This window comes from Kitasatospora sp. NPDC088346 (assembly GCF_044740765.1).
In the GTDB taxonomy this organism is placed as follows: Bacteria; Actinomycetota; Actinomycetes; order Streptomycetales; family Streptomycetaceae; genus Kitasatospora.
Window position 1 is genome coordinate 1 of the sequence record NZ_JBIURH010000054.1, and the last position, 19,719, is coordinate 19,719.

The following is a 19,719-nucleotide window of genomic DNA, read 5'->3' on the forward strand; positions in this document are numbered from 1 at the left end:
TGCCGACCACCGGACGGTGCTGGTTGACCTTGACGTCGCCGACACCCTGGAGGCGGACGCGGGTCACCGGGTTGCGCGGGTCGCAGTCCCACCGGCAGCCGTCCCCGTCCTTGGGGAACTCCACCGTGTCGAACCAGTCGATCCCGCGAAAACGCGGGCAGCCGGGTGTCTCGCCCGACTTGACCCGGCGGAAGAACGCCGCGAACGCCTTGTCCAGGCGGCGAAGCGTCACCTGCTGGCTGGAGAACGACCATCGGCCCTGACCCTCCGCGTCGAACGCCCGGATCTCCTTGAGCTGCACGGACTGATCGCCGTAGCGGACGGACGTCCTGGAGACGTGCCGGTAGGCATCGCGTCGTTCCTGCAACGCCCCGTTGTACAGCGAGCAGTGATCCCGCAGCATCTCGGTGAGCGCCTGCTGCTGGCCCACGGTGGGTCGCATGAGGAACTTGTACGCACGGATCATCCGGCCCACCCCCCTCCGGTCGACCTGCTTGATCCTACTGCGCTCGGCCCATGTCGCCACGGTGGGAACCAGATCCCGATATTCGCAGGGGAAACCATGTTGCCCACCACCTGCACGCACACTTGGTGTTTGTCACCAGGTAGCGGCGTGAGATCTTCGATGACGCCATGCTGACGCGCTGCGAGGAGATCATGCGGGACGTGTGCGAGAGCCTCGGCGCACAGCTGCGCGAGTTCAACGGCGCGGGCGATCACGTCCACCTGCCGGTGCACCACCCGCCCAAGGTCGCCGTCTCCAAGCTGGTCGACACCCTGAAAGGTGTCACCTCCCACTACCTGCGCGCGGAGTACACCAGCCGGATCAACCGGATCGGCACGGGGCCAGTGCTCTGGTCACCCTCGTACTTCGCCGGGTCCTGCGGCGGCGCACCACTGAGCATCGTCAGGAAATACATCGAGAACCAGAAACGACCCACCTGACCGCCACCCCACGCGCAGAGACCCACCGCGCCCCACACCTCCGGACCAGGCATCGCATTCCCGCCGGGCCTGAAGGCCGGTTCCCTGCGAAGATCGAGGGATGGGCCTCATCCACATCGAGCTGTTCGCGACCCTCGACCTGGTCGGGCAGGCGCCCGGCGGACCCGACGAGGACCCGGTGGGGTTCCCGTTCGGCGGCTGGCAGGCGCCTTTGCTGAACGAGGTCACCGGGGCGCAGATCGGTGCCGCGTACGAGGGTACGGACGCCCTCCTGCTCGGCCGGCGGACGTACGACATCTTCGCCGCCTACTGGCCGCACCAGAAGGAGGGCGAGATCGCCGAGCTCTTCAACCGCGTCCCGAAGTACGTGGCCTCCCGGGGCACGCCCGACCTCCCGTGGGCCGGTTCCACGCGGCTCGCCCCGGACCTGGCCGGCGCGGTGCGCGAGATCCGCGACCGGCACGAGCACGTGAAGGTCGTCGGGAGCCTGGACCTGGTGCAGACCCTCCTGCGTGAGAAGCTCTTCGACCGTCTCGACCTGTGGGTGCACCCGATCGTGCTCGGCGTCGGGAAGAAGGTGTTCGACGGCGGCGCGGTCCCCACGAGCCTCACGCTCCTCGAACCGCCGGTGGCCGACCCCCAGGGCACCGTGTACCTGCGCTACGGGCTCGCCGACGGCACCCCCAGGACGGGCGACATGAGCGCACCCGACCGCGGCATCGAATCCGGCGACTGACATCGCCTCCGCGCCTGTTCGACGCCCGGGATCTGCAGCGGCGCCGTACAGGTCCATACCCTGCCGGCACCGCGCCGGTACCCCTCCGGCGGGCCCGTCCGCGGCCACTGCGGCCTCTACGAGGACCTGGACACCGTCCGACCGCACTCCGGATAACCAGGCAGGCCGGGCCCGGCTGCGGGCGGGACCAGGTTCAGGGAGCACGGGGCGCAGCCGGGCATCACCGGCCCAGGCCTCGGTGCTGCTGCCCCGGGATTTCCCGTGTGAGCCGCTCCGCAGGCAGGTGCGCGGCCGGCGGCCGCCAGCGCTCTCGGGCCCGGAGCCGGTGCGCCTCGCGCGGCACCATTTGACGGTGCGGCGCGTCAGGAGGGCAGGGTCGCCCAGGAGTTGCGACCGAGACGGGCCGGGGCAGGGCCGCGGGGTTCCTCAGTCCTCGTCCCAGTGGTCGAGGACGAGCCGGCGAATGTGGGCCGGGTAGGCCTCGGCGAAGGAGCTGTGCGGCATGCGTCCCTGGCCGGGGGCGGGCTGGAGTCCGTCGTGGAGGACGACCGGCCCGGTCATGGTGGCCCTCTCCTCGGGGTGGTAGCAGTTCATCAGGGGGTGGATCGGGCCGTTCCACGTCTGGGCGCGGTCGGTGGGGTGGATGCGGGTGGCCAGGGCCCACATCAGGTCGGTGTCGTCGGCGGGGTCGATGTCGTCGTCGAGGACGAAGACCCTGGCGTGGATCCTTCCGGTCCTGGTCCCCGCGGACATGACCTCGCCGATGCGGTGGACGAACTCCTGGGAGTCGGTGTCGGGAAGGAGGTGGCGCCAGTTCGCCGGGACGGTGAGCACCAGCCAGTGGGAGGCCGCGCGCAGGGGGGACCAGGCGGTGGTGATCGGCAGGCCGGCGGCGCGCAGGTCGTGCAGGACGTCGGCGGCGATGCCGACCCCGGTGACGGTGTGGAACTCGTCCACCGGGCGGCCCTCGGCGACGATCGGCCAGATCGGGGCGTCGCGGTGGGTGATGCACTCGACGGTGTAGACCGGCTGACGGGAGGTCTCGTCGGGGACGTATCCGGCGAACTCCCCGAAGGGTCCCTCGACGGCGGAGCGTTCCACGGACAGATGGCCCTCGATGACGACCTCCGCGCCGGCGGGCACGTGGAGGTCCGACAGCTCGCACTTCACGACGTCGACGGGCTCGCCGTGCAGGGCGCCGATGAAGTCGGCTTCGTCGACGCCGTCGGGCAGCGGGATGCCGCCGACGAAGGGGATCGCCGGATCGCCGCCCTGGACGAGTGCGTAGGGCATGGGCTTGCCGATCTTCACCCATTCCTGCCAGATGAGACCGATGTGCTGGGGCGGGATGACCAGGCCGGTCATGTGCTTGCCGTCGATCATCATGATGCGGGCTATCGACCAGTTGGTCCACGAGCCGTCCGGGGTGCGCGCGACGATGATCCCCCAGGTGTTGAGGTACCGGCCGCCGTCCTGCTCGTGGACGCGGGGTATCGGGAAGCGATCCAGTGTCGCGTCCTCGCCGAGGAGGATGTTCTGCTTGCAGGGGGCCTCGTTCCGGGACACGAGCCTGGGCGGCACCGGAGGAAGGTCCCGGGTCGCCGCCAGCGTGTCCACGAGCTGCGCGGCCGTCAGATCCGGTGGCAGTCCGAGGGAGAGCGCGATACGGGCGAGCGGTTTGCCGGGCGCGGAGCTCAGCGAGGCGGGTGCGCCCATCAGGCGAAAGCCCGGCTCCGCCCCGCTGACGTTCTCGAAGAACGGCGCGGGAGCGGTGCGCTCGTAGCAGAGCCGGGTGATCGCCGCGGCTTCCAGGTCCCAGCTCACCTCGCGCCGCACCCGCTTGAGGTCGCCGAGGGCTTCGAGTGCGGCCAGGTGCGCCCGAAGGTCCTTGGGGAGGTTCATGGGTGTGGTTCCTTCCTGGGTCGCCGCAGGGCCCGCGGGTGCGTGGCGGCGGCACGCATGCCCTCGCAGCGCCGGGCCCGTGTGGAGTCGATGCCGAACTGGTCGCAGATCCTCGCGACGATGTGGTCGACGATGTCGTCCACGGTGGCGGGATGGTTGTAGAAGGCGGGCATGGGCGGCACGACGGTGGCGCCCATGCGGGCCAGGGCGAGCATGTTGTCCGGGTGGATCTCGCTCAGGGGGGTCTCACGCGGGACGAGGACCAGCTTCCGGCGCTCCTTGAGCGTGACGTCCGCGGCACGGGCCACCAGACCGTCGGCGTACCCGGTGCGGATCCCGGCGAGCGTCTTCATGCTGCACGGGACGATCACCATCCCGTCGGCGGGGAACGAGCCGGACGCGACGGACGCCCCCTGGTCGTCGGGTGAGTGGACGACGTCGGCCAGCGCCGCGACGTCGCGGGTACTCATCGCGGTCTCCAGTTCGACGGTGGCCCGTGCCCAGCGCGTCAGCACCAGGTGCGTCTCCACGTCGGGATGCCGACGCAGTTCCTCAAGGAGCCGCACCCCCAGCACGGAGCCGGTCGCTCCCGTCATCGCGACGATCAGACGCATGTGTGTCTCCCCCTTTGCTTTCCTCGGTCGACGGACGGCCCGCAGACACACCCCCTGTCGCGGTGCCAGGGCGTCGGGGCGTCGGCGGACGGCCCGTGGACAGGGCCCGTACTGCATTTCAACGGACGACCCGCGGGCCGGTGCCCCCGTCGCGATGCCGGGTCGTCGGCTCCTCAGGCGGTCGCCTTGAGGGTGTCGTCGAGCCAGTCGTAGATGCGGGCCTGGGTCAGGCGCATGGCGCCGGGGTGGCAGTGGGCGCCGGCGCCTTCCTCGGCGGTGAACACCATCAGGGTCTTGGGGCAGGTGAGGTGGTCGTAGAGCTGCTCGGGCTGGCCCTTGAAGAACATGTCGTCCTCGGCGTCGCAGACGAGGGTGGGGCACTGAATCCGTTCGGCGATGCCGCCGGCGAGGGTGTAGTCGAGGTAGGAGGCGTTGAAGGCGCGGGGGGTGTCGACGCCCATGACGTACATGCCGTGGTTGATCGCCCAGTTGGCGATCGGGTCCTTGGCCATGATCTGCTCGAGGGCGGTGTCGAGTTCGGGAGCGGACTGTGCGCGCAGGAGCCGCTCGGCCTCCTCGCGGGTGCCGGGGATGTTGCGCACGGAGGTCTCGCCGAGGTCGTAGAGGCCGTCGACGGCGATCAGCGCGGCCAGGCGGTGCTCGAACGCGGCGGCCCTGGGGGCGAGGATGCCGCCCATGCTGATACCGAGGAGCGCGATGCGGCTGTTGTCGACGTCCGGGAGGGTCTCGGCGAAGTCCACGACGGGGGTGACGACGTTCTCCCAGTCGGGGCGGAACACCAGGCCCTCGTGGTGACGCGGACCGGGCATCCCGGGGCCGTCGAAGACCAGCACGGTGTAGCCGCGCTCGACGCCGGCCATCGCCCCGAAGAAGTGCAGCTCCTCCGCGGTACCGTCGAAGCCGTTGTGCATGATCAGCGTCGGCCGCGGGGTCCCGGAGTCGTCGACGCGGTACAGGTAACCCGGCAGGGTGGTGCCCTCGTACGGGATCTCGACCGGCTCGATGATCGGGGTGAACAGCGCGGCCGCCGACCGGAAGCACGCCACACTGCGGTCGAAGGCGTGGTCGTGACGCGGGTCGCACGGGTGGCCGTGCAGGAAGAACTCCGCCGACCGGTAGTAGTTCGACGCCCGCAGGAACCCGTCCCGGGCACTCACCCGGTGACCGGCCGCCAACGCCTTCTCGGCCTCACCGGACACCCGGTCGGCGGTGGCCAGCCACTCCGTGTACCAGCTGGTGTAGTCGCCCTCGACGATGCGCTCACCGGTGGAGACGACCTCCCCGAAGTCGGCCCCGCCGTAGGCGATGTGACTCATCGAGCGCAGGGTCTCGTACCAGAACTGGATGTTGTTCGGGAACAGCAGCTGCTTCATCGGAACACTCCTCAGGACTCGTTAAGCACTGATCTGTGCTTACGGCGAGAACTGTAGCCCCTCCGGATGCCCGAAGCAAACATCTGTGCTTACGATGTGGGGGTGAACCCGAAACAACCGACCCCACGCATCCGCAAGAGCCCCGAACAGGTCCGCGCGGCCGTCCACCAAGCGGTCATCGACCTGCTCTCCGACCCGGAGGGCGAAGACCTCAACATCCCCGCGATCGCGCAACGCGCCGGCGTCAACCACACCAGCGTCTACCGACGCTGGGGCAGCCTCGACACCCTCCTGGCCGACATGGTCACCACCCGCCTCGAACGCGACTCGCCACTCAACGACACCGGCACCCTGCGCGGCGACCTCCTCGCCTGGGCCGAAGCCAGCGTCGCGAGCATCCGCACACCCGAAGGCCGCGCCCTGGTACGCGCCGTCATCCTGTCCATGCCGAACAGCGCCCAGACACAGGACGAGCGAGCACAACACTTCCGACGCCGCATGCACTCCATCGAACAGATGCGCCAACGAGCCACCGCACGCGGCGAGAACCCACCACCCCTCGAACAGATCCTCGACCAGCTCATCGCACCCTTCTACCTACGAGCGATCTTCGGCATCGACCCACCCGCCACCGGCTACCCCGAACTCCTCGTCGACAGACTGCTCAGCAGCGCAAGCCCGGCATCCACCGCCGACTGACACCCCGCCAGTGCGGACGGAAGTGTTGTCGCCGGACCGGACACCCAGGCCGGGCCGGCGGCGCGACCACCGCCAGGCGATCCACCCGACCGCGCGGACCGGCAAGCGGGCCCCCACCACCCGCCTGCCGCGCCCCACAAGCGCCGCGGGGGGCTCGACCACGCCGGCGCGGCACGCTGCCGTGGATCTGATCGAAAGGAGGGTGCACGGTGACCGACGAGGACAACGACGCCACGGGCCGAGGCGACGAGGGGCGGACGGTGGCCGGCCGGACCACCCGCCGGGCCCCCACCGTCCCGGCCCCCAGGACTCTCGTGCCGAGGCGGACCATTCGTGGCAGGTTGGACTGTTTCCCAGCACCGCGCGAGCCCTGAGCTGCCGAGGGCTCCTACCGGCCCCGCGCCCGGGGCGACGGAGACCTCCGGCAAGCCCAGGTGCCGTCGAAACGCGGAGTCTGGCTCGACTTCTCTGAGACGCGGCCATGCTGAGGGCTTGAGGCCACCAGAGGGCACCAGGGGGCCTTCAGGACCTCCCAGAGTTGCTCGGGAGCGGGCCTTCGATTCAGGCGGCCCGGAAGAATGCGAGCATCTTCCGGCTGGCATCCGGCGAGGCCAGCATCTCCTGCACGTCCGCCGGCTGTCGGCCGACATCGCCGGTCCGGTCGAACATCTCGCGTTCGTACGCCGCGACGGCGGCGGGGAAGTCGTCCGGGTGGGCGGCCAGTGCGAGGCCCAGCAGGGCGCCGTCGAGCATCGCCATGTTGGCACCCTGCCCCACCGGGGGCATCAGGTGGGCGGCGTCGCCGAGGAGGGTGACACCCGGGGTCGACGGCCAGGTCAGGCCGGCCGGGAGGGCGGTGATCGAGCGGGGCAGGATCGTGTCCCCGCAGGCCGCGATCAGGGCGGTGAACCGCGGGTCCCAGCCGGCGAACAGATCGATCAGGTGTGCACGTGCGGCGGCCGGGTCCCCGAGCGGAATCCCGCTGGTGGCGAACCAGTTCGCGGCGGTGTTGTAGAAGCTGAGGTACACGCGTACCCGGCCGTCGCCGTTCCGCTGCGCCGACAGGGACTGCCCGTTGCCGAGCACCCAGTAGTTGCCGCGTCCGACCATAGCGGCGAGGTCGGGGTGGGTGAGGTCGATGTCGGGGACGGCGAGCTCGACGACGCTCTGGCCGGTGTGCGCCGGCAGGGCGTCGGTGAGCAGGGCGCGGACCCGGGAGTTCGCTCCATCGGCCCCGACCAACAGGTCGGCCGTCGCACGGCTACCGTCGGTGAAACGCAGGTGGCCGTCGCCGGCGGACTCGAACACGCACCCCCAGCGCACCGCATGTGCCGGGAGGGAACCCAGCAGGAGATTGCGCAGGTCGGCACGGTCGACCTCAGGCCGGTCCAGCGGGGCATCGTCAGGCGTGTCCTCCTGCAGCAGCAGGGTTCCGTCCGGTTCGAGGAGACGCATGTCCTGGCCCTGGGCACGGGCGATCGCATGGAACTGGTCGATCAGGCCGACCTCTCGCAGCGCCCGCTGGCCGGTCCCGGTGTGCAGGTCGAGCATGCCCCCTTGGCCGCGCGCTCCAGGTGAGGGTTCACGTTCGTAGACGACGGCGTCGATGCCGTGCACGTGCAGCATGCGGGCCAGGGTCAGACCGCCCAGGCCGGCCCCGATGATGGCGATGGTCACGACTCCCCCGATCCACCGTATTGATCGATACACTGTATCGATGCCATGACCGTATCACCCGCGCGGTATTGTCGGCGGCATGTTGGTGTGGGAACGGCCTGAGCCGCCGAATAGACCGGCGCTGGGCCTGCTGAGCCGGGATCGGATCGTACGCGCGGCAGTCCGGCTGGCCGACACGGACGGCCTGGAGGCGGTGTCGCTGCGCAAGCTCGCCGCCGCGCTGGAAGTCGGGCCGATGCGGCTGTACGGCTACATCGCCACCAAGGAGGAGTTGCTCGACCTGATGGTCGACGCGGTCCACGCCGAGATCCGGCCGACCGGCGACGGCTGGCGAGCGGTGCTCCGCTCCCTCGCCGAGGCCACCCGACAGGCCGTCCACCAACACGAATGGCTCGCCGACCTGATCGGCGGACGGCCACAGCTCGGACCGAACACGCTGGCCAGCGGGGAGGTCGTGGTGGCCGCGATGGGCGACGTCGACCTGGACACCGCTGTACCGGCGATCTCTGCGGTCAACGCCTACGTGATCGGCGCGGTGCGCCGGGAGATCACCGAGCGGCGCGCCGAACGGGCCACCGGGATGGACAAGGAGAAGTGGCAGGCCACCTTCGGGCCGTACCTGGAGCGCACCTTCGCCACGGGCCGGTTCCCCGCGCTGGCCTCGGTCGTCCGCGACGGCCCCCACCTGGACGCCGATCAGACCTTCCGGACCGGCCTCGAGTTCCTCCTCGACGGCATCGAAGCCCGCATCCCACGCTGACGCACGGCCGAAGGGCCGGGCGAGCACCGCCCGCGGCACCGGGTCGGCACTGACGCACCGCGACCACGCAACCTCACCCATGCGTGTGGACCTCGGGCGAACCAGCATGAACCGGGCGCCGAGTGACTGCGCCGGTGCCGCGCCGGAAAGCCCTGATGGCCTGCCAGAGCCCCGTCGGAGGTGCTCAAGGATCCAGGAGCCCTCCAGATCCAGCCAGGATGTCGTTGAGCTCGGCATCGAGGCCGCGGGCACGACGGCCGGCCGACTCCGGTTTCGCGGGCGGCGGATAGCCGCCGGGCGAGGTCGCCGGGCGTCCCCGGGCCGATCATCCGAGGGCGGGGGTCGTCGGTGGAACCGCCGGCCGCCGAACGGCCGCGGGTGGCCTGCATCTGCAGCGTCGAGCCGCGCTGCTCGGCGGCCTTGCCCACGCGCGGCCGGGCGGGCGGGAACAGGCGGTGCAACGGGGCCTGTCGCGCTCGGAGGTCCGCGACCGGCCCGGCGCATCCCACGGAGGAGCCGTACGACGAAACCACCCACCCGACCCGTTCGGCCCAGTGCTCCCGGACGCGGTTGCGACCACACCCCGGGGGCGGGGCGCGGCAGGGCCGCACCCGGCCCTCGCTCGCCGAGACGGGCCGCCCGCGCACCACACCGCACCGCGTGCTGGGCGACAGGGCCTACTCCAGCAAGGCGATCCGTCACCTGCTGAGACGCCGGGGCATCGCCGCCACGATTCCCGAAGGCCGCGACCGAGCCGCCAACCGCCGACCACGCGGAGCCCTCAGCGGCCGGGCCTCCGCGCCGCCGCGCGGACGGCAGGCTGGTCCGGTGTGCCGGAGGCGCTGCTCGGCCTCACCGAACGGCTGCTGACGGAGTGCGGGCAGCTTTCGAGGGGTTCGACCTGGCGCTGTGGGTCGACGGCCGACTGTGTCGGAACGAGGTCGCCGTGCGCGTCGACGTGCCGTGACCGACCCCTGCGGAATGCCGCTTCCGGGGCCCGGTCGGCCGAAGCCCGCCATCCGTCGCGGGCCGGCCGGTGGCCGCCCGGACGTGTGCACGCGGCGGAACGGCCGATCCTGGACCGTCCCTCCCGGGTGCTCACGGGAGGAACGTCACCGCCGGGAAGGCTGGGGACGGCCCGTCGAGCAGGTGCCCGTGACGGTGGCGCAGGTGCTCGTCGAAGAACGCGAGCGGGTATGCCTGCTGGATCTTCACCGCCTGGTCGGGGTCGAGTGTGCCGATCGCCGCCTGGAGCTGCTGCGCGCTCCATCCGAGCACCGTCGCCACCTGGGCGAACAGCGCCTCGTTGTCACCGTACGACACGTGGACGGCGCCCTGGGCCCGGATGTCCAGCCGCCACCCGCGGAGGTGCGACCAGAACGCGGCCGCGGCGGGGTCCGTGGCCCGGGTGAAGTCGGCGGTCATCATCATGAACGGCCGGTCCAGGTCGCCGGTGAGCGGCGGGTTCATCACCATCGGCCCGTCGATGCTCAGTCCGGCGCGGATCCGCCGGTCCGCCAGCGTGGCACAGGCGGTGGCGGTCCCGCCCTTCGACCAGCCGAACGCGCCCATGCGGTCCGGGTCGAGGGAGCCGAGCAGCCCGGCCGGCAGGGTCCGCCGGTCGGCGTCCGGATTGCACCCTGCGGCGAGCTGTTCGACGCAGTCGAGGACGAAGCGAAGGTCCGCGGCGAAGTCCCCCGGCATGGTGGGGGCCCGCGGGTCGTGGCTCGGGACGGCGATCCGGCCGTCGGGGAACTCGGTGTACGTGTCGTACTGGTGGGCGATGGTCACGACCGCGTACCCGTGGCTGGCGAGCTCCTGGACCATGATCGTGTGGTCGCCCTGATGGCTGTGCGCGCCGTGCGAGTACACGAGGACGGGCAGACGTGCGGCCGATCGCCGCACCGGAGCCCCCACCCGGCCGGCGGTGAGCGGCGCCAGCGGGGCCAGGGCACCGAACCCCACGTCAGTGAGGAACGCCTGGAGGGCGCCGGCCGGCATCCAGGGCGCCGGCGGGTACCCGTCGACGTTCCCGGCCGGGTACCAGACGGCCGCCATCAGCTCGCGGAAGTGACCTGGCCCCGCGATCTCGTCCGGGCGCGACCGGTCGACGAGGCGCAGTTGGACCGTGCCCACCGGGTACGGCCCGGTGGGCACGGGAAGCGTGAGCCGGTCCGGGGCAGGAGCGGGCTCGCCCGTGGCGGCGCCCGCGGCAGCCGGGGCGGCCCATGCGGGACCGGCGACGGCGGCGAGCGGCACGGCGGCGCCGGCGGCCAGCGCGGCTCCCAGAACGCGGCGGCGCGGCATGCTCTGCCGGCTGGTGAACGGCGTGATGGTCACGGTCCCTCCCAAGATGACAGATCGTCAATCGTGCTGCAGCGGATATTCGTTGGGCACGAAGGAACGCTGTCACACGCCCTTCCCGTGCGGCATCAGACCATCGATCGATGCTCGCACGGACATCCCGCCCGCGGGACTACGTCCCGGGGCCGATGCGGTCGGCCGACGGCTCCGATACACCCGCCCGCCTACTCCACCGCCTGCCGTCCCCCCCTTCACGGCAGGCGCAACCGGCCCCTCCGACAGGCCCCGCGGGCAGGCCGTTGCCCAGCGGCCTGCTTCTCCTCGGCCGCGCGGGCCGCCCGTAACCAGCCCAGCGCCGGTGCCATGGCCCGTGCCGCCGCTCGTGCCGTGGCCGGTCTCGGGGGACGACCGACCGGGAGCGCCCGTTCGCAGGCTCCCGTCAGCCGGCCAGGACGTCCCGCAGGGCCACCGCCTCCCGCGCGGCGCGGCTGGCGCCACCCCGACCGGCGACGGTCGTGACCTCGGCGATCGGCCCGCGGGCGCCGCTGCGGCGGGCACAGTCCGCACCGAGGGCGAGCAGGTCGCCGGGCCGGGCCGGGTCCTGGGCCAGCAGGCCGGGCAACAGCGCGGCCAGGACCGTCCACACGGTGCCGTACGCCCCGGTGTCGGCCGCTGCGCGCAGCGACTCGGCCAGCCGGGTCGGCTTGACCGACCCGAGGCGGATCAGCTCGGCGCTCTCGCGGCCGAGCAGGGCGCCGTCCAGGTCGTCGCGGGCGGCCAGGATCAGGAGGGCGTCCACTGCGGCGGTACGGTCCTCCCGGTGGCCGGCGCCGAGGCCGTGGCCGACCGCGAGGTGGACCGCCAGACCGGCCGGGCCGTCGGCCTCTGCCAGGTACGGGAGCACGGCGGCAGCGCCGCGTTCGTCCTGGTCGGCGGCGCCCGCCACGACGTGCAGCAGCCGCGCGGCGGTCACCTCGCGGTGGTGCGGCAGGACGGCCGCGCGGTGGGCGTCCGTCCAGGGCGACCAGTACGAGCGGCGGCGCCTCTGCTCCGTCGGGCCGAGCAGGCGGGCGGTGTCCCGCGGGAGGCCGGCCGCGAGAGGCGAGCCGTCCTGCCGGGCCAGCCTGCGGGTCGGCACCGCCCAGGGCAACAGGGTCTCGGCGGCCGTGACCTCCGCCCTGGACTCCCGGTGCGGCAGCCCGCCGGTGCGCAGCCAGTGTGCGAGCCGCTCGCCTTCCGGCGACTCCAGCCGGGCGGCTGCGGCGAGTACGTCGGGGGCACCGGTCGGGGTGACGCGCAGCAGTGCCTGGGCGAGGTCGACCGGGCCGGCGGCGGTGCCGCGTTGCTCGTAGCCTGCGAGTCGCTCCACCAGGGTGGCCGCGTCGAGCGCGCCGGTGGCGTTGGTCGGGGTGGCCAGCAGGTACGGGACCGGGCGGGTGGCCAGACGGTGGACCGTCTCCTCGATGCGGGAGGCGAGGTGGTCGGTGAGGCCGCTGCCCTCGTCGTGGCCGCGCAGTCTGTCGTCGCGGCCGCGGATCACGGCGAGTGCGCGGGGGACGGAGGTGGCCGTGGCGGCTTCGGCGACGGGGTGCAGCGGGTGCCACGAGTTGCGGCCCAGGACGGGCGCGAGCGCCTCGGCGAGCGCGGCCCGGTCGTGCCAGGCGTGCCGTACGAGGCCGTCCAGGGTGCGTTCGAAGGTGACGGGGTCCTGGTCGCCGGCGAGTACCGCGCCGAGTTCCTCGGCGAGTTCGGCCGGGGTCGCGACGGGCGGCGGCACGGGCCGCGGTGCCGGAACGGGTGGGAGCACTTCCCGGTGCGCCTCGGTGGCGATCTCGGTGCCGAACAGCTGCGCGCCGCGGGCGTGGTGGGCGGGGTCGAGTGAGGCTGCGGCCTGTCGCAGGGCCGCGAGGACGGCGGTGCCCGCCGCCGGGAGGTGACGGGCGATCACCTTGAGCGCCTGGTCCTGGAGGCTGCGGTCCTGGTGACCGAGGGCGGCGGCCGCGGCCAGTACCACCGGTCCCGATCGGTCGCGCGCCGCCCGGGCGGCGCGGTCGAGCCAGCCGAGCTGGGCGCGGACGAGCTTCTTCTCCGGTCGGAACAGCAGGACCGTGGAGGCCTGGTCGAGTACCTCGTCGGGCAGCCGGCCGGCGGTGTCCAGGCCGGCCAGCACGTGCTGGGCGTGGCCGGCGAGGGTGGAGGGGCCGTCCAGGAGGCCGAGCAGGGTGGGGACGTGTGCGGCGTACTCGTCCTCGGTGGGCGCGAACGCCTTGAGCACGGTGAGGAAGGTCCGCAGTTCGGCGGGCCGGCCGCCGCGCAGCAGCCGGGCCAGGCAGCGTTCCAGCAGGTCGGTGCGGTCCAGCACCCCGTCGTCGGCGAGGCGGGCCAGGACGGCGGGCCAGCGCTGTGAGTCGTCCTTCGCGGCCCACGGCCCGTCCAGGTTGGTGCCGACCTCCGCCACCTCGAACAGGCGGGGTGCGAGCGCGGGTGTGAACGGGTCGGCGGCCAGCCGGGCGTGCAGGTCGGGGCCGGTCGGCAGGGCGCCGCCGCGCTGGTCGGGGCGGGCCCGCTCGCCGACCCACTGCACGACGAAGGCGTCGGCGGTCGGTACGGGGCAGCCGAGTCCGTGGATCAGGCTTTCGAGCAGGAGGAAGCGTTCGGACCAGCGCCACCCGGGGGCGCGCCGCTCGGCGAGGCGGGCGACCACGGCGGTCCGCCACTCGGCCGGTTGGCGCTCCAGCACCGCCAGCAGCGCCGGGTCGCGCCAGCCGGAGCAGTCCTCGAACGCCCGGCCGCCCAGCCAGTCGGCGGCGGCCGACGGCGCGGTGTGGCAGCCGGCGCCGGCCACCAGCAGCGCCGTCCAGGCACCGGCGGTGGTGTTCCAGCTCCGCTCGTACTCTGCGCGCAGGGCCCGCAGTGCGGGCAGCTCGGTGCGGCGCTGCTCCGGGGTGAGGGTGGCGATCAGCTGGGCGGTGCGGGTGGTGCGGCCGCGGCGCACCAGGTCGGTCAGGTCGCTCACCGGGTGTCCTCCGTCCGGGCGGCGCGGGCCAGGCCGACAGCGAGCACGTGTTTGCACGGGCCGCGTCCGCCGCGGTACTTGGCCCACCACAGGCAGGTGCAGCCGAGGACGCCGTCGACGCCGGTGCGCACGTGCTGGACGTGGTCGCCGACGGTCACCACGGCGCGTTCGTCCTCCAGCCGGACGGCGCCGGCGGTGTGCAAGGCGCGGGCGGCGGTCAGCCGCGGGTTGTGGGCCTCGGCGTGGCCCGTGGTGTAGGGCAGTGCGCGGTGGAAGTACGCCGCGTCCGCGGGGTCGTAGCCGATCCGGCCGGCGGTGCCGAGGCGGGTGAGTGCGGCGTGCACCCGGGTGACGGGGATCGCGGCCTGTTCGGCGAGTTCGGCCGGGTCGATCCGCGGGTCCCAGGCGAGCAGGGCGGCCACCAGGTCGGCGTCGGCCGTGGACCCTTCGGCGGCGAGCGCGTCCAGCACCCCGCCTTCGCCGGAGAAGCCGCGGGCGACGTCCGGGGAGAGGGTGAGGGTCAGGCGCATGCCGGGCAGGACGATCTCCCAGGCGGACGCGGCGGGGCCGCTGACCTGGCCCGGGCCGTAGATCCGCAGGGCGAGGGCGTGGCGCAGGACGCGCTGGAGCGCGGCCAGGCGCTCGGGGCCGGGCAGGCAGACGGCCCCGGGGACGGGACGGGCGATCGGGCGCAGCGTGCGGCCGGCCGGGACGACCCAGCCGGGAGGGGCGGAGCGTCCGCCGCTGCGGGGCAGTGCGCGCAGGAAGCGGACGGCCTCGGCGGCGGGGAGTTCGGCGCGGAGTTCGAAGGTGGCGGCGATGACCTGGGTCTCGGCGAAGCCGCGCAGCCAGCGTTCGGGCAGAGGGACCTTCTTCTCCACGAGGGGGCCGTCGAGGGTGGTGACCTCCAGGGCGTCGGGGCCGACGGCGAGGTGCAGCGGGTCGGTGCCGCCGAGCCGTGACAGCCTTTCCCGCAGTGGGTTGTTGATGTCCACGTTGGTGGTGCCGTGGTGGACGTCGCCGCCGTCGAGGCCGTCGGCGAGGATGTCGAGGCGGGCGTGGACGCCGCAGCAGCCGGAGAAGGACTCGACGCGCAGCCGGTCGCCGTCCGCGGTGACCACGGGGTCGAGCGAGGCGCGCGAGCGCGGCTGGTGGTAGCGCGCCGCGGCGATGTCGGCGACCGTGAGGAGGGCGGCGGCCGCGGCTGCGGGGGAGGTCAGGAAGCCGCTGAAGAAGCGCGGGTTGGCGGCCTGGCCGAGTGGGGTGGCGCCGCCGGAGGTCTCCAAGGCGAGGCTGCGTCCGGCGGTGTTCCGGTGCACCGCGGAGGGGCGCAGGTAGCTGTAGGTGTGGACCGCTTGCGTCATGTCGAGGACGGTAGGGCGGGTCACTGACACCGGCGCCCGCGGCGGGGTTCCCGGTGGTGGCGGCGGGGTCGTTGCGGTCCTTCTCGCGGGGGCCGGATGTCGGTGGGCCGACCGCGGATCGGGTGGGCCGGTCGGCGACCGCGGGCGGGCGGCGGCGAGCGGGCGGCCAGGAGGTCGCCCCGTCCCGAGTGCACCGCCGATCGACGCGGGGTCAGGAACGGCCGGGAGTCGCGCGGGCACCGCGGGGACCTGGCGTGAACCCGGCGTCATTCCGGCTTCGGCCGGGTACAACGAAGTGCGAGGAGATGGCCCCGGCCGGCACGATCCCCGGCCTTCGCGTGGTCACCGAACATCCGTTCCACGCGTCGGCGACGAGGTCGGTGCCCGGGCCGGACGTCGACGGTCGTGTGATCATCGACCGGGAGCGGTCCCGTCGGCCGTCAGGACGAAGAACAGGAAGCACAGGAAGCGCGGCTTGGCCGCGATGGCCTCGGGGAACAGCTCGCGGGCGGCCGGATCGGGCTCCGGCTCGCTGATGACCGTGATCCGGAAGCCTGCCGCGGTGAAGGCCTCGACCATCGCGTGCAGCGGCCTGTGCCAGAGACTGATCAGGGCGGTCCGGCCGCCCATGGTCCACTCCTCGGTCCAATTGGTGGTGTCGAAGTAGTCGTACTCGGCCTGACGGCCCGCCTGGCGGTGCATGAGGCTGATGGCGAAGGGATGGTCGACGGATGCGATCAGCCGACCGCCGGGCCTGAGTACGCGTCGCAGCTCGGCCAGCGCCGGTCCCCAGTCCTCCAGGTAGTGCAGCACCAGGGACGCGACCACATCGTCGAACGCGTCGTCAGGGTAGGGAAGCAGGCCACCCAGGTCGGCCACGCGCAGGTCCGCGCCGTCGCCGAGCCGTCGGCGGGCCAGCTCCAGCATCCCGGCACTCGCGTCGAAGCCGCTCACCACGGCGCCACGGTCGCGTAGCGCCGCGAACAGGGGCCCGGAGCCGCAACCGGCGTCGAGGATCCGCCGGCCGGTCACGTCCCCCACGAGGGCGAGCATCGCAGGCCGCTCGTAGTGGGCGTTGACGAGGTTGGTCTCGTTCTCGGCCGCGTACCCCTCGGCGAAGCCGTCGTAGTCGTTGACCTTCGGCCGATCCGCAGCCGCCACTGACGGCGGGGTGAACCCGGCGGAGTTCTCGTGCTCCGGTTGCTCATCGGCCGTCATGGTGCGAGGGACGTCTGCTGCCTCGGCTCGGTTCCTGCCCGAGTACTTCCACGGCACGGTCAAGTCGATCGCCTTCCAGCAGGAGCACGGGCGGGCGACCACCGGTGCATGGCCCCCGGTGACCACCGGTTCGACACCGCCGGCCCGGAGACCGTGCACGTGATCAGCGGTGCCCTGACCGTCAGGCGAGGTCGAGGCGACACCGCCTACCTCTGCGCCTACCGCCGACCCCACCGGCCGGCCGCTGGCCAGGTCTCTCGTTGCGCCGGGGGCAGAGCTCAACGAACGCGCGGGCGGCCCGGCGGGCCATCCAGCGGACTGGCGGGCGAGCCGGCGAGCTGGCGAGGAACGTGTGGCCCGCCGTGCCGCCGGCCGGTGCCCGTTCGCGGTGGGTGGCGGCGTGCCCGGTGCCGGGGGCCCGGCGTGGCGGCGATACCGTCATCAGGTGACGGGGATCGACGCTGACCGGTGGTGGTCCGGTTCCATGCCAGCGGCGTACCAGCGGTACCTCGTACCGGGGGTCTACCGGCCTTTCGCCGAGGACCTGGCCGCGCGGGCGGCGGCGCGGCAACCCGGCGGATCCTAGAGTTGGCCGCGGGGACGGGTGCGCCGACGTCGGGCTGCTGAAGGCGGTGCCGTCGGCCGAGGTGACCGCCACCGACCGGAACGAGGCCATGGTCGCCTTCGGGTCGGCCCGGGCCTCGGGCACGGAGTGGCGGCAGGCCGACGCGCAGCGGCTACCGTTCCCGGACGAGCGGTCCGACCTGGTGGTCTGCCAGTTCGGTGTGATGTTCGTTCCCCACCGGGTGGCGGCCTTCGCCGAGGTCCGCCGGGTGCTGGCCCCGGGCGGCCGGTTCATGTTCACCACGTGGGGACCGCTTGCGACGCACGCGATCGCGGCCGTCTTGCAGGCCGGGCTCGAGCGAGCCTTTCCGGTCGACCTGCCGCGGCTCCTCCCGACGGTGCCGCACGGCTGTGCCGACCGCGCCGTGGTGGCCGGCGAGCCGACGGCCGCCGGTTTCGCCGTCGAGTACGCGCAGGAGCTGACGTTGGAGGGCCGGGCGGCGTCGGCGGCCGACATCGCCGCCGGGTTCCTCGCCGGGACACCGGTGCGGGCGGCCGTCGAGGAGGTGACCGCCCGCCTGGGCGCGGGACAGGTCACCGCCCCGATGACGGCGTACGTCTTCCGTGCCTGCGCCTGAACGCAGCACGCGCCCGCGCCGAGGAGACGGTGAACCGGCCGCGCGTGGCCTGGCCCGGGCGTGGCCGGGGTGCAACGCTGGGGCCGCCCGGGCCGACCCCGCCGACCGGCGGTACGGCCTTCGGCGGCCGGGCCCGGTGAACCTTTCGCGCCGAGCCTGCGTCCTCCCCTGACAGACCGCCACCGCACACCCGGGAGAACAAGACCATGGCCGACACAGCCGCCGAGCAGACCGAGAAGCGGGGTCACGTCCCGGCACCGTGGTGGGCGGAGCTCGGGACCTGGGGATCCGTCGCGCTGATCGTCATCGGGGCGGTCGCAGCGGTCTGGGTCTGGCTCCGGCTGCCCGGCGCCCCGGAGGAACTGGCCTCCGGCTACTACCAGGCCGCCAGGATCGTCGCCATCGGCCTGGTGACCGTCGGGTGCACCCTCGTGGGCCGCCGTCGTGCCCGGGCCGACGCCGTCGATGGTGCGGGCGAGCAGGAACGCGGCTGACCCACCGCACAGCAGACGGCTGCGAGCCCCTCAAGCCACTCCGGCGCGGTCCAGTGGACGATGAAGGCCCGGCCGCGTGGTCCGAGCCCTACCGCGGCCTCGACGGGCCCGGTGGAGGACTGCCGTCAGACAGTGCCCTTGGCCACGGCGACCGCCGCCGACTCGGGTGACGGCGATGCGCTGTAGTCACGCAGCCGGATCGGGGTGGTGCGGGTGCTCTCGGGTGCCTGGGCGGCCAGCATGTCCAGGATCTCCTGGGTGGGGGCGGGCATGAAGAACCGCTCTGCACCCTCGCGCCCCAGGGTCTGGTGCTCCGTCACGTAGCCGCGCATCTCGCGCTCGTACGCGGCGAAGGCCGTCGTGTGGTCACCACCAGAGGCTGCGAGTTCACCGGCCAGGATGTACGCGCCGATCAGGGCCTGCGAGGTGCCGCGGCCGGAGGTCGGGCCGGCGCAGTACCCGGCGTCGCCGAGGAGCACGACCCGCCCCTTGGACCAGGTGTCCATCTCCACCTGGGCGTTGGCGTCGAAGAAGAAGTCCGATGCCCGCGCCATCTCCTGGAGCAGGCGCGGGATCTCCCAGCCGTCGTCCGCGAAACGTTCGGCGATGATGCGCTGCTGCCCGGCGCGGTCGTGGCGGTCGTACTCCAGATGCTCGGCGGCGAAGTGGAAGGCGGCGCGGGCCTCGCTGTTGGCGCGGGCGGTGAAGATGTTGGCGGCCTTGCCCGGGGCGGCGTAGAGACGGCCGGTGTTCTGCAGGCCGAGGTAGTTGTCCAGGCTGAAGATGGCGGTGTGGATACCGAGGTGGCGCACGAACTGCTCCTCGGGGCCGAAGGTGAGCGCCCGGGTGCGCGAGTGCAGACCATCGGCGCCGACGACCAGGTCGAAGCGGCGGGGAGCGCCGCGCTCGAAGGTGACCTCGACGCCGTGCTCGTCCTCGGTCAGGCTCGCGACGGAGTCCCCGAAGACATACTCGACGTCGTCGCGGGTGGCCTCGTACAGCATCCTGGTCAGATCGCCCTTGAGGACCTCCAGGTCTCCTGCGAAGATCACGGCCGGCAGGGTCGCGTACTGGCGGCCCTCGGCGTCCACCATCGCCGCATCGCCCATCTCGGTGTCCAGCTCGCGGATCTGCTCCAGCAGTCCCATCCGGTCCAGCACGTCCAGGGCTTCGCCGCGGAAGTCCACCGCGTAGCCGCCCTCGCGTACCGCTTCGGCGCGCTCCACCACGGTGGGGACGAAGCCGTGGCGGCGCAGCCAGTAGGCGAGCGCCGGGCCGGCCACGCTGGCGCCGGAGATCAGCACGGTGCGGGTGGTGGTGGTGGTGTTCTTGGTCATCTCGGGTTCCTCTCTCAGGTCTGTGCTTACAACGTATGAGGCTCAGGTTCGCCTGTG

Annotated in this window: 15 protein-coding genes and 2 pseudogenes; 7 read left to right on the forward strand and 10 right to left on the reverse strand. The window is 72.8% G+C overall.

The window, feature by feature from the left end; translation table 11 throughout:
* A partial coding sequence (locus tag ACIOFR_RS36210) for a helix-turn-helix domain-containing protein (RefSeq protein WP_401004131.1) occupies nt 1-466 on the reverse strand: 466 nt, incomplete at its 3' end.
* Between the two features lie 50 nt (nt 467-516).
* On the opposite strand from ACIOFR_RS36210, the pseudogene tnpA reads away from it, so the two are divergent.
* Nucleotides 517-945, forward strand: a pseudogene (tnpA, locus tag ACIOFR_RS36215) (IS200/IS605 family transposase).
* 100 nt (nt 946-1,045) lie between these two features.
* Nucleotides 1,046-1,681: a dihydrofolate reductase family protein gene (locus tag ACIOFR_RS36220; protein WP_401004133.1), complete on the forward strand. Its 636-nt coding sequence runs from the start codon at nt 1,046-1,048 to the stop codon at nt 1,679-1,681.
* A 426-nt stretch (nt 1,682-2,107) separates the two neighbouring features.
* On the opposite strand, the gene ACIOFR_RS36225 is transcribed toward ACIOFR_RS36220, so the two are convergent.
* From ACIOFR_RS36225 to ACIOFR_RS36235, 3 genes are all read right to left on the reverse strand, one after another.
* Nucleotides 2,108-3,583 carry a UbiD family decarboxylase gene (locus ACIOFR_RS36225; protein ID WP_401004135.1) on the reverse strand — a complete coding sequence of 492 codons (1,476 nt, stop codon included), beginning with the start codon at nt 3,581-3,583 and terminating at the stop codon, nt 2,108-2,110.
* Nucleotides 3,580-4,197 (reverse strand): UbiX family flavin prenyltransferase, encoded by a 618-nt coding sequence (locus tag ACIOFR_RS36230; protein ID WP_401004137.1) that lies wholly within the window; start codon nt 4,195-4,197, stop codon nt 3,580-3,582. Before ACIOFR_RS36230 ends, ACIOFR_RS36225 begins: the two co-directional genes overlap by 4 nt.
* Before the next feature lie 173 nt (nt 4,198-4,370).
* Nucleotides 4,371-5,591 carry an alpha/beta fold hydrolase gene (locus ACIOFR_RS36235; RefSeq protein WP_401004139.1) on the reverse strand — a complete coding sequence of 407 codons (1,221 nt, stop codon included), beginning with the start codon at nt 5,589-5,591 and terminating at the stop codon, nt 4,371-4,373.
* Between the two features lie 102 nt (nt 5,592-5,693).
* Here ACIOFR_RS36235 and ACIOFR_RS36240 point away from each other — a divergent pair, with 102 nt between their 5' ends.
* The gene (locus tag ACIOFR_RS36240; RefSeq protein ID WP_401004141.1) at nt 5,694-6,290 is read left to right on the forward strand and encodes a TetR/AcrR family transcriptional regulator C-terminal ligand-binding domain-containing protein; all 597 of its coding nucleotides are present in this window, start codon (nt 5,694-5,696) and stop codon (nt 6,288-6,290) included.
* Nucleotides 6,291-6,851: 561 nt separating this feature from the next.
* Here the strand turns inward: ACIOFR_RS36240 and ACIOFR_RS36245 are convergent.
* Entirely contained in the window at nt 6,852-7,967 is a 1,116-nt protein-coding gene (locus tag ACIOFR_RS36245) for an FAD-dependent oxidoreductase (RefSeq protein ID WP_401004143.1), read from the reverse strand.
* Nucleotides 7,968-8,046: 79 nt separating this feature from the next.
* Here ACIOFR_RS36245 and ACIOFR_RS36250 point away from each other — a divergent pair, with 79 nt between their 5' ends.
* On the forward strand, nt 8,047-8,727 hold the full coding sequence (locus ACIOFR_RS36250) for a TetR/AcrR family transcriptional regulator (protein WP_401004145.1): 681 nt from the start codon (nt 8,047-8,049) through the stop codon (nt 8,725-8,727).
* Nucleotides 8,728-9,825: 1,098 nt separating this feature from the next.
* Here the strand turns inward: ACIOFR_RS36250 and ACIOFR_RS36255 are convergent.
* From ACIOFR_RS36255 to ACIOFR_RS36270, 4 genes are all read right to left on the reverse strand, one after another.
* A complete protein-coding gene (locus ACIOFR_RS36255) occupies nt 9,826-11,067 on the reverse strand; it encodes an alpha/beta hydrolase family protein (protein WP_401004147.1) in 1,242 nt (413 codons plus the stop codon).
* Between the two features lie 403 nt (nt 11,068-11,470).
* Nucleotides 11,471-14,047 (reverse strand): DUF6493 family protein, encoded by a 2,577-nt coding sequence (locus tag ACIOFR_RS36260; RefSeq protein WP_401004149.1) that lies wholly within the window; start codon nt 14,045-14,047, stop codon nt 11,471-11,473.
* Nucleotides 14,044-15,411 carry an SWIM zinc finger family protein gene (locus ACIOFR_RS36265; protein ID WP_401004151.1) on the reverse strand — a complete coding sequence of 456 codons (1,368 nt, stop codon included), beginning with the start codon at nt 15,409-15,411 and terminating at the stop codon, nt 14,044-14,046. The genes ACIOFR_RS36260 and ACIOFR_RS36265 overlap by 4 nt, the downstream gene beginning before the upstream one ends.
* 411 nt (nt 15,412-15,822) lie before the next feature.
* Complete coding sequence (locus ACIOFR_RS36270) at nt 15,823-16,629, reverse strand: class I SAM-dependent methyltransferase (protein WP_401004152.1); 807 nt, start codon at nt 16,627-16,629, stop codon at nt 15,823-15,825.
* Between ACIOFR_RS36270 and ACIOFR_RS36275 the strand changes: the two are divergent.
* From ACIOFR_RS36275 to ACIOFR_RS36285, 3 genes and pseudogenes are all read left to right on the forward strand, one after another.
* Nucleotides 16,628-16,854 (forward strand): annotated as a pseudogene (locus ACIOFR_RS36275) (pyrimidine/purine nucleoside phosphorylase); the annotation flags it as partial. The gene ACIOFR_RS36270 and the pseudogene ACIOFR_RS36275 sit on opposite strands and share 2 nt — an antisense overlap.
* 422 nt (nt 16,855-17,276) lie before the next feature.
* Nucleotides 17,277-17,831, forward strand: coding sequence for a class I SAM-dependent methyltransferase (locus tag ACIOFR_RS36280; protein WP_401004154.1), 555 nt, complete (start codon nt 17,277-17,279; stop codon nt 17,829-17,831).
* 206 nt (nt 17,832-18,037) lie between these two features.
* Complete coding sequence (locus tag ACIOFR_RS36285) at nt 18,038-18,325, forward strand: hypothetical protein (RefSeq protein ID WP_401004156.1); 288 nt, start codon at nt 18,038-18,040, stop codon at nt 18,323-18,325.
* Nucleotides 18,326-18,450: 125 nt separating this feature from the next.
* Here the strand turns inward: ACIOFR_RS36285 and ACIOFR_RS36290 are convergent, their stop codons facing one another.
* Entirely contained in the window at nt 18,451-19,662 is a 1,212-nt protein-coding gene (locus ACIOFR_RS36290; protein ID WP_401004157.1) for an FAD-dependent monooxygenase, read from the reverse strand.
* Nucleotides 19,663-19,719: the final 57 nt, after the last annotated feature.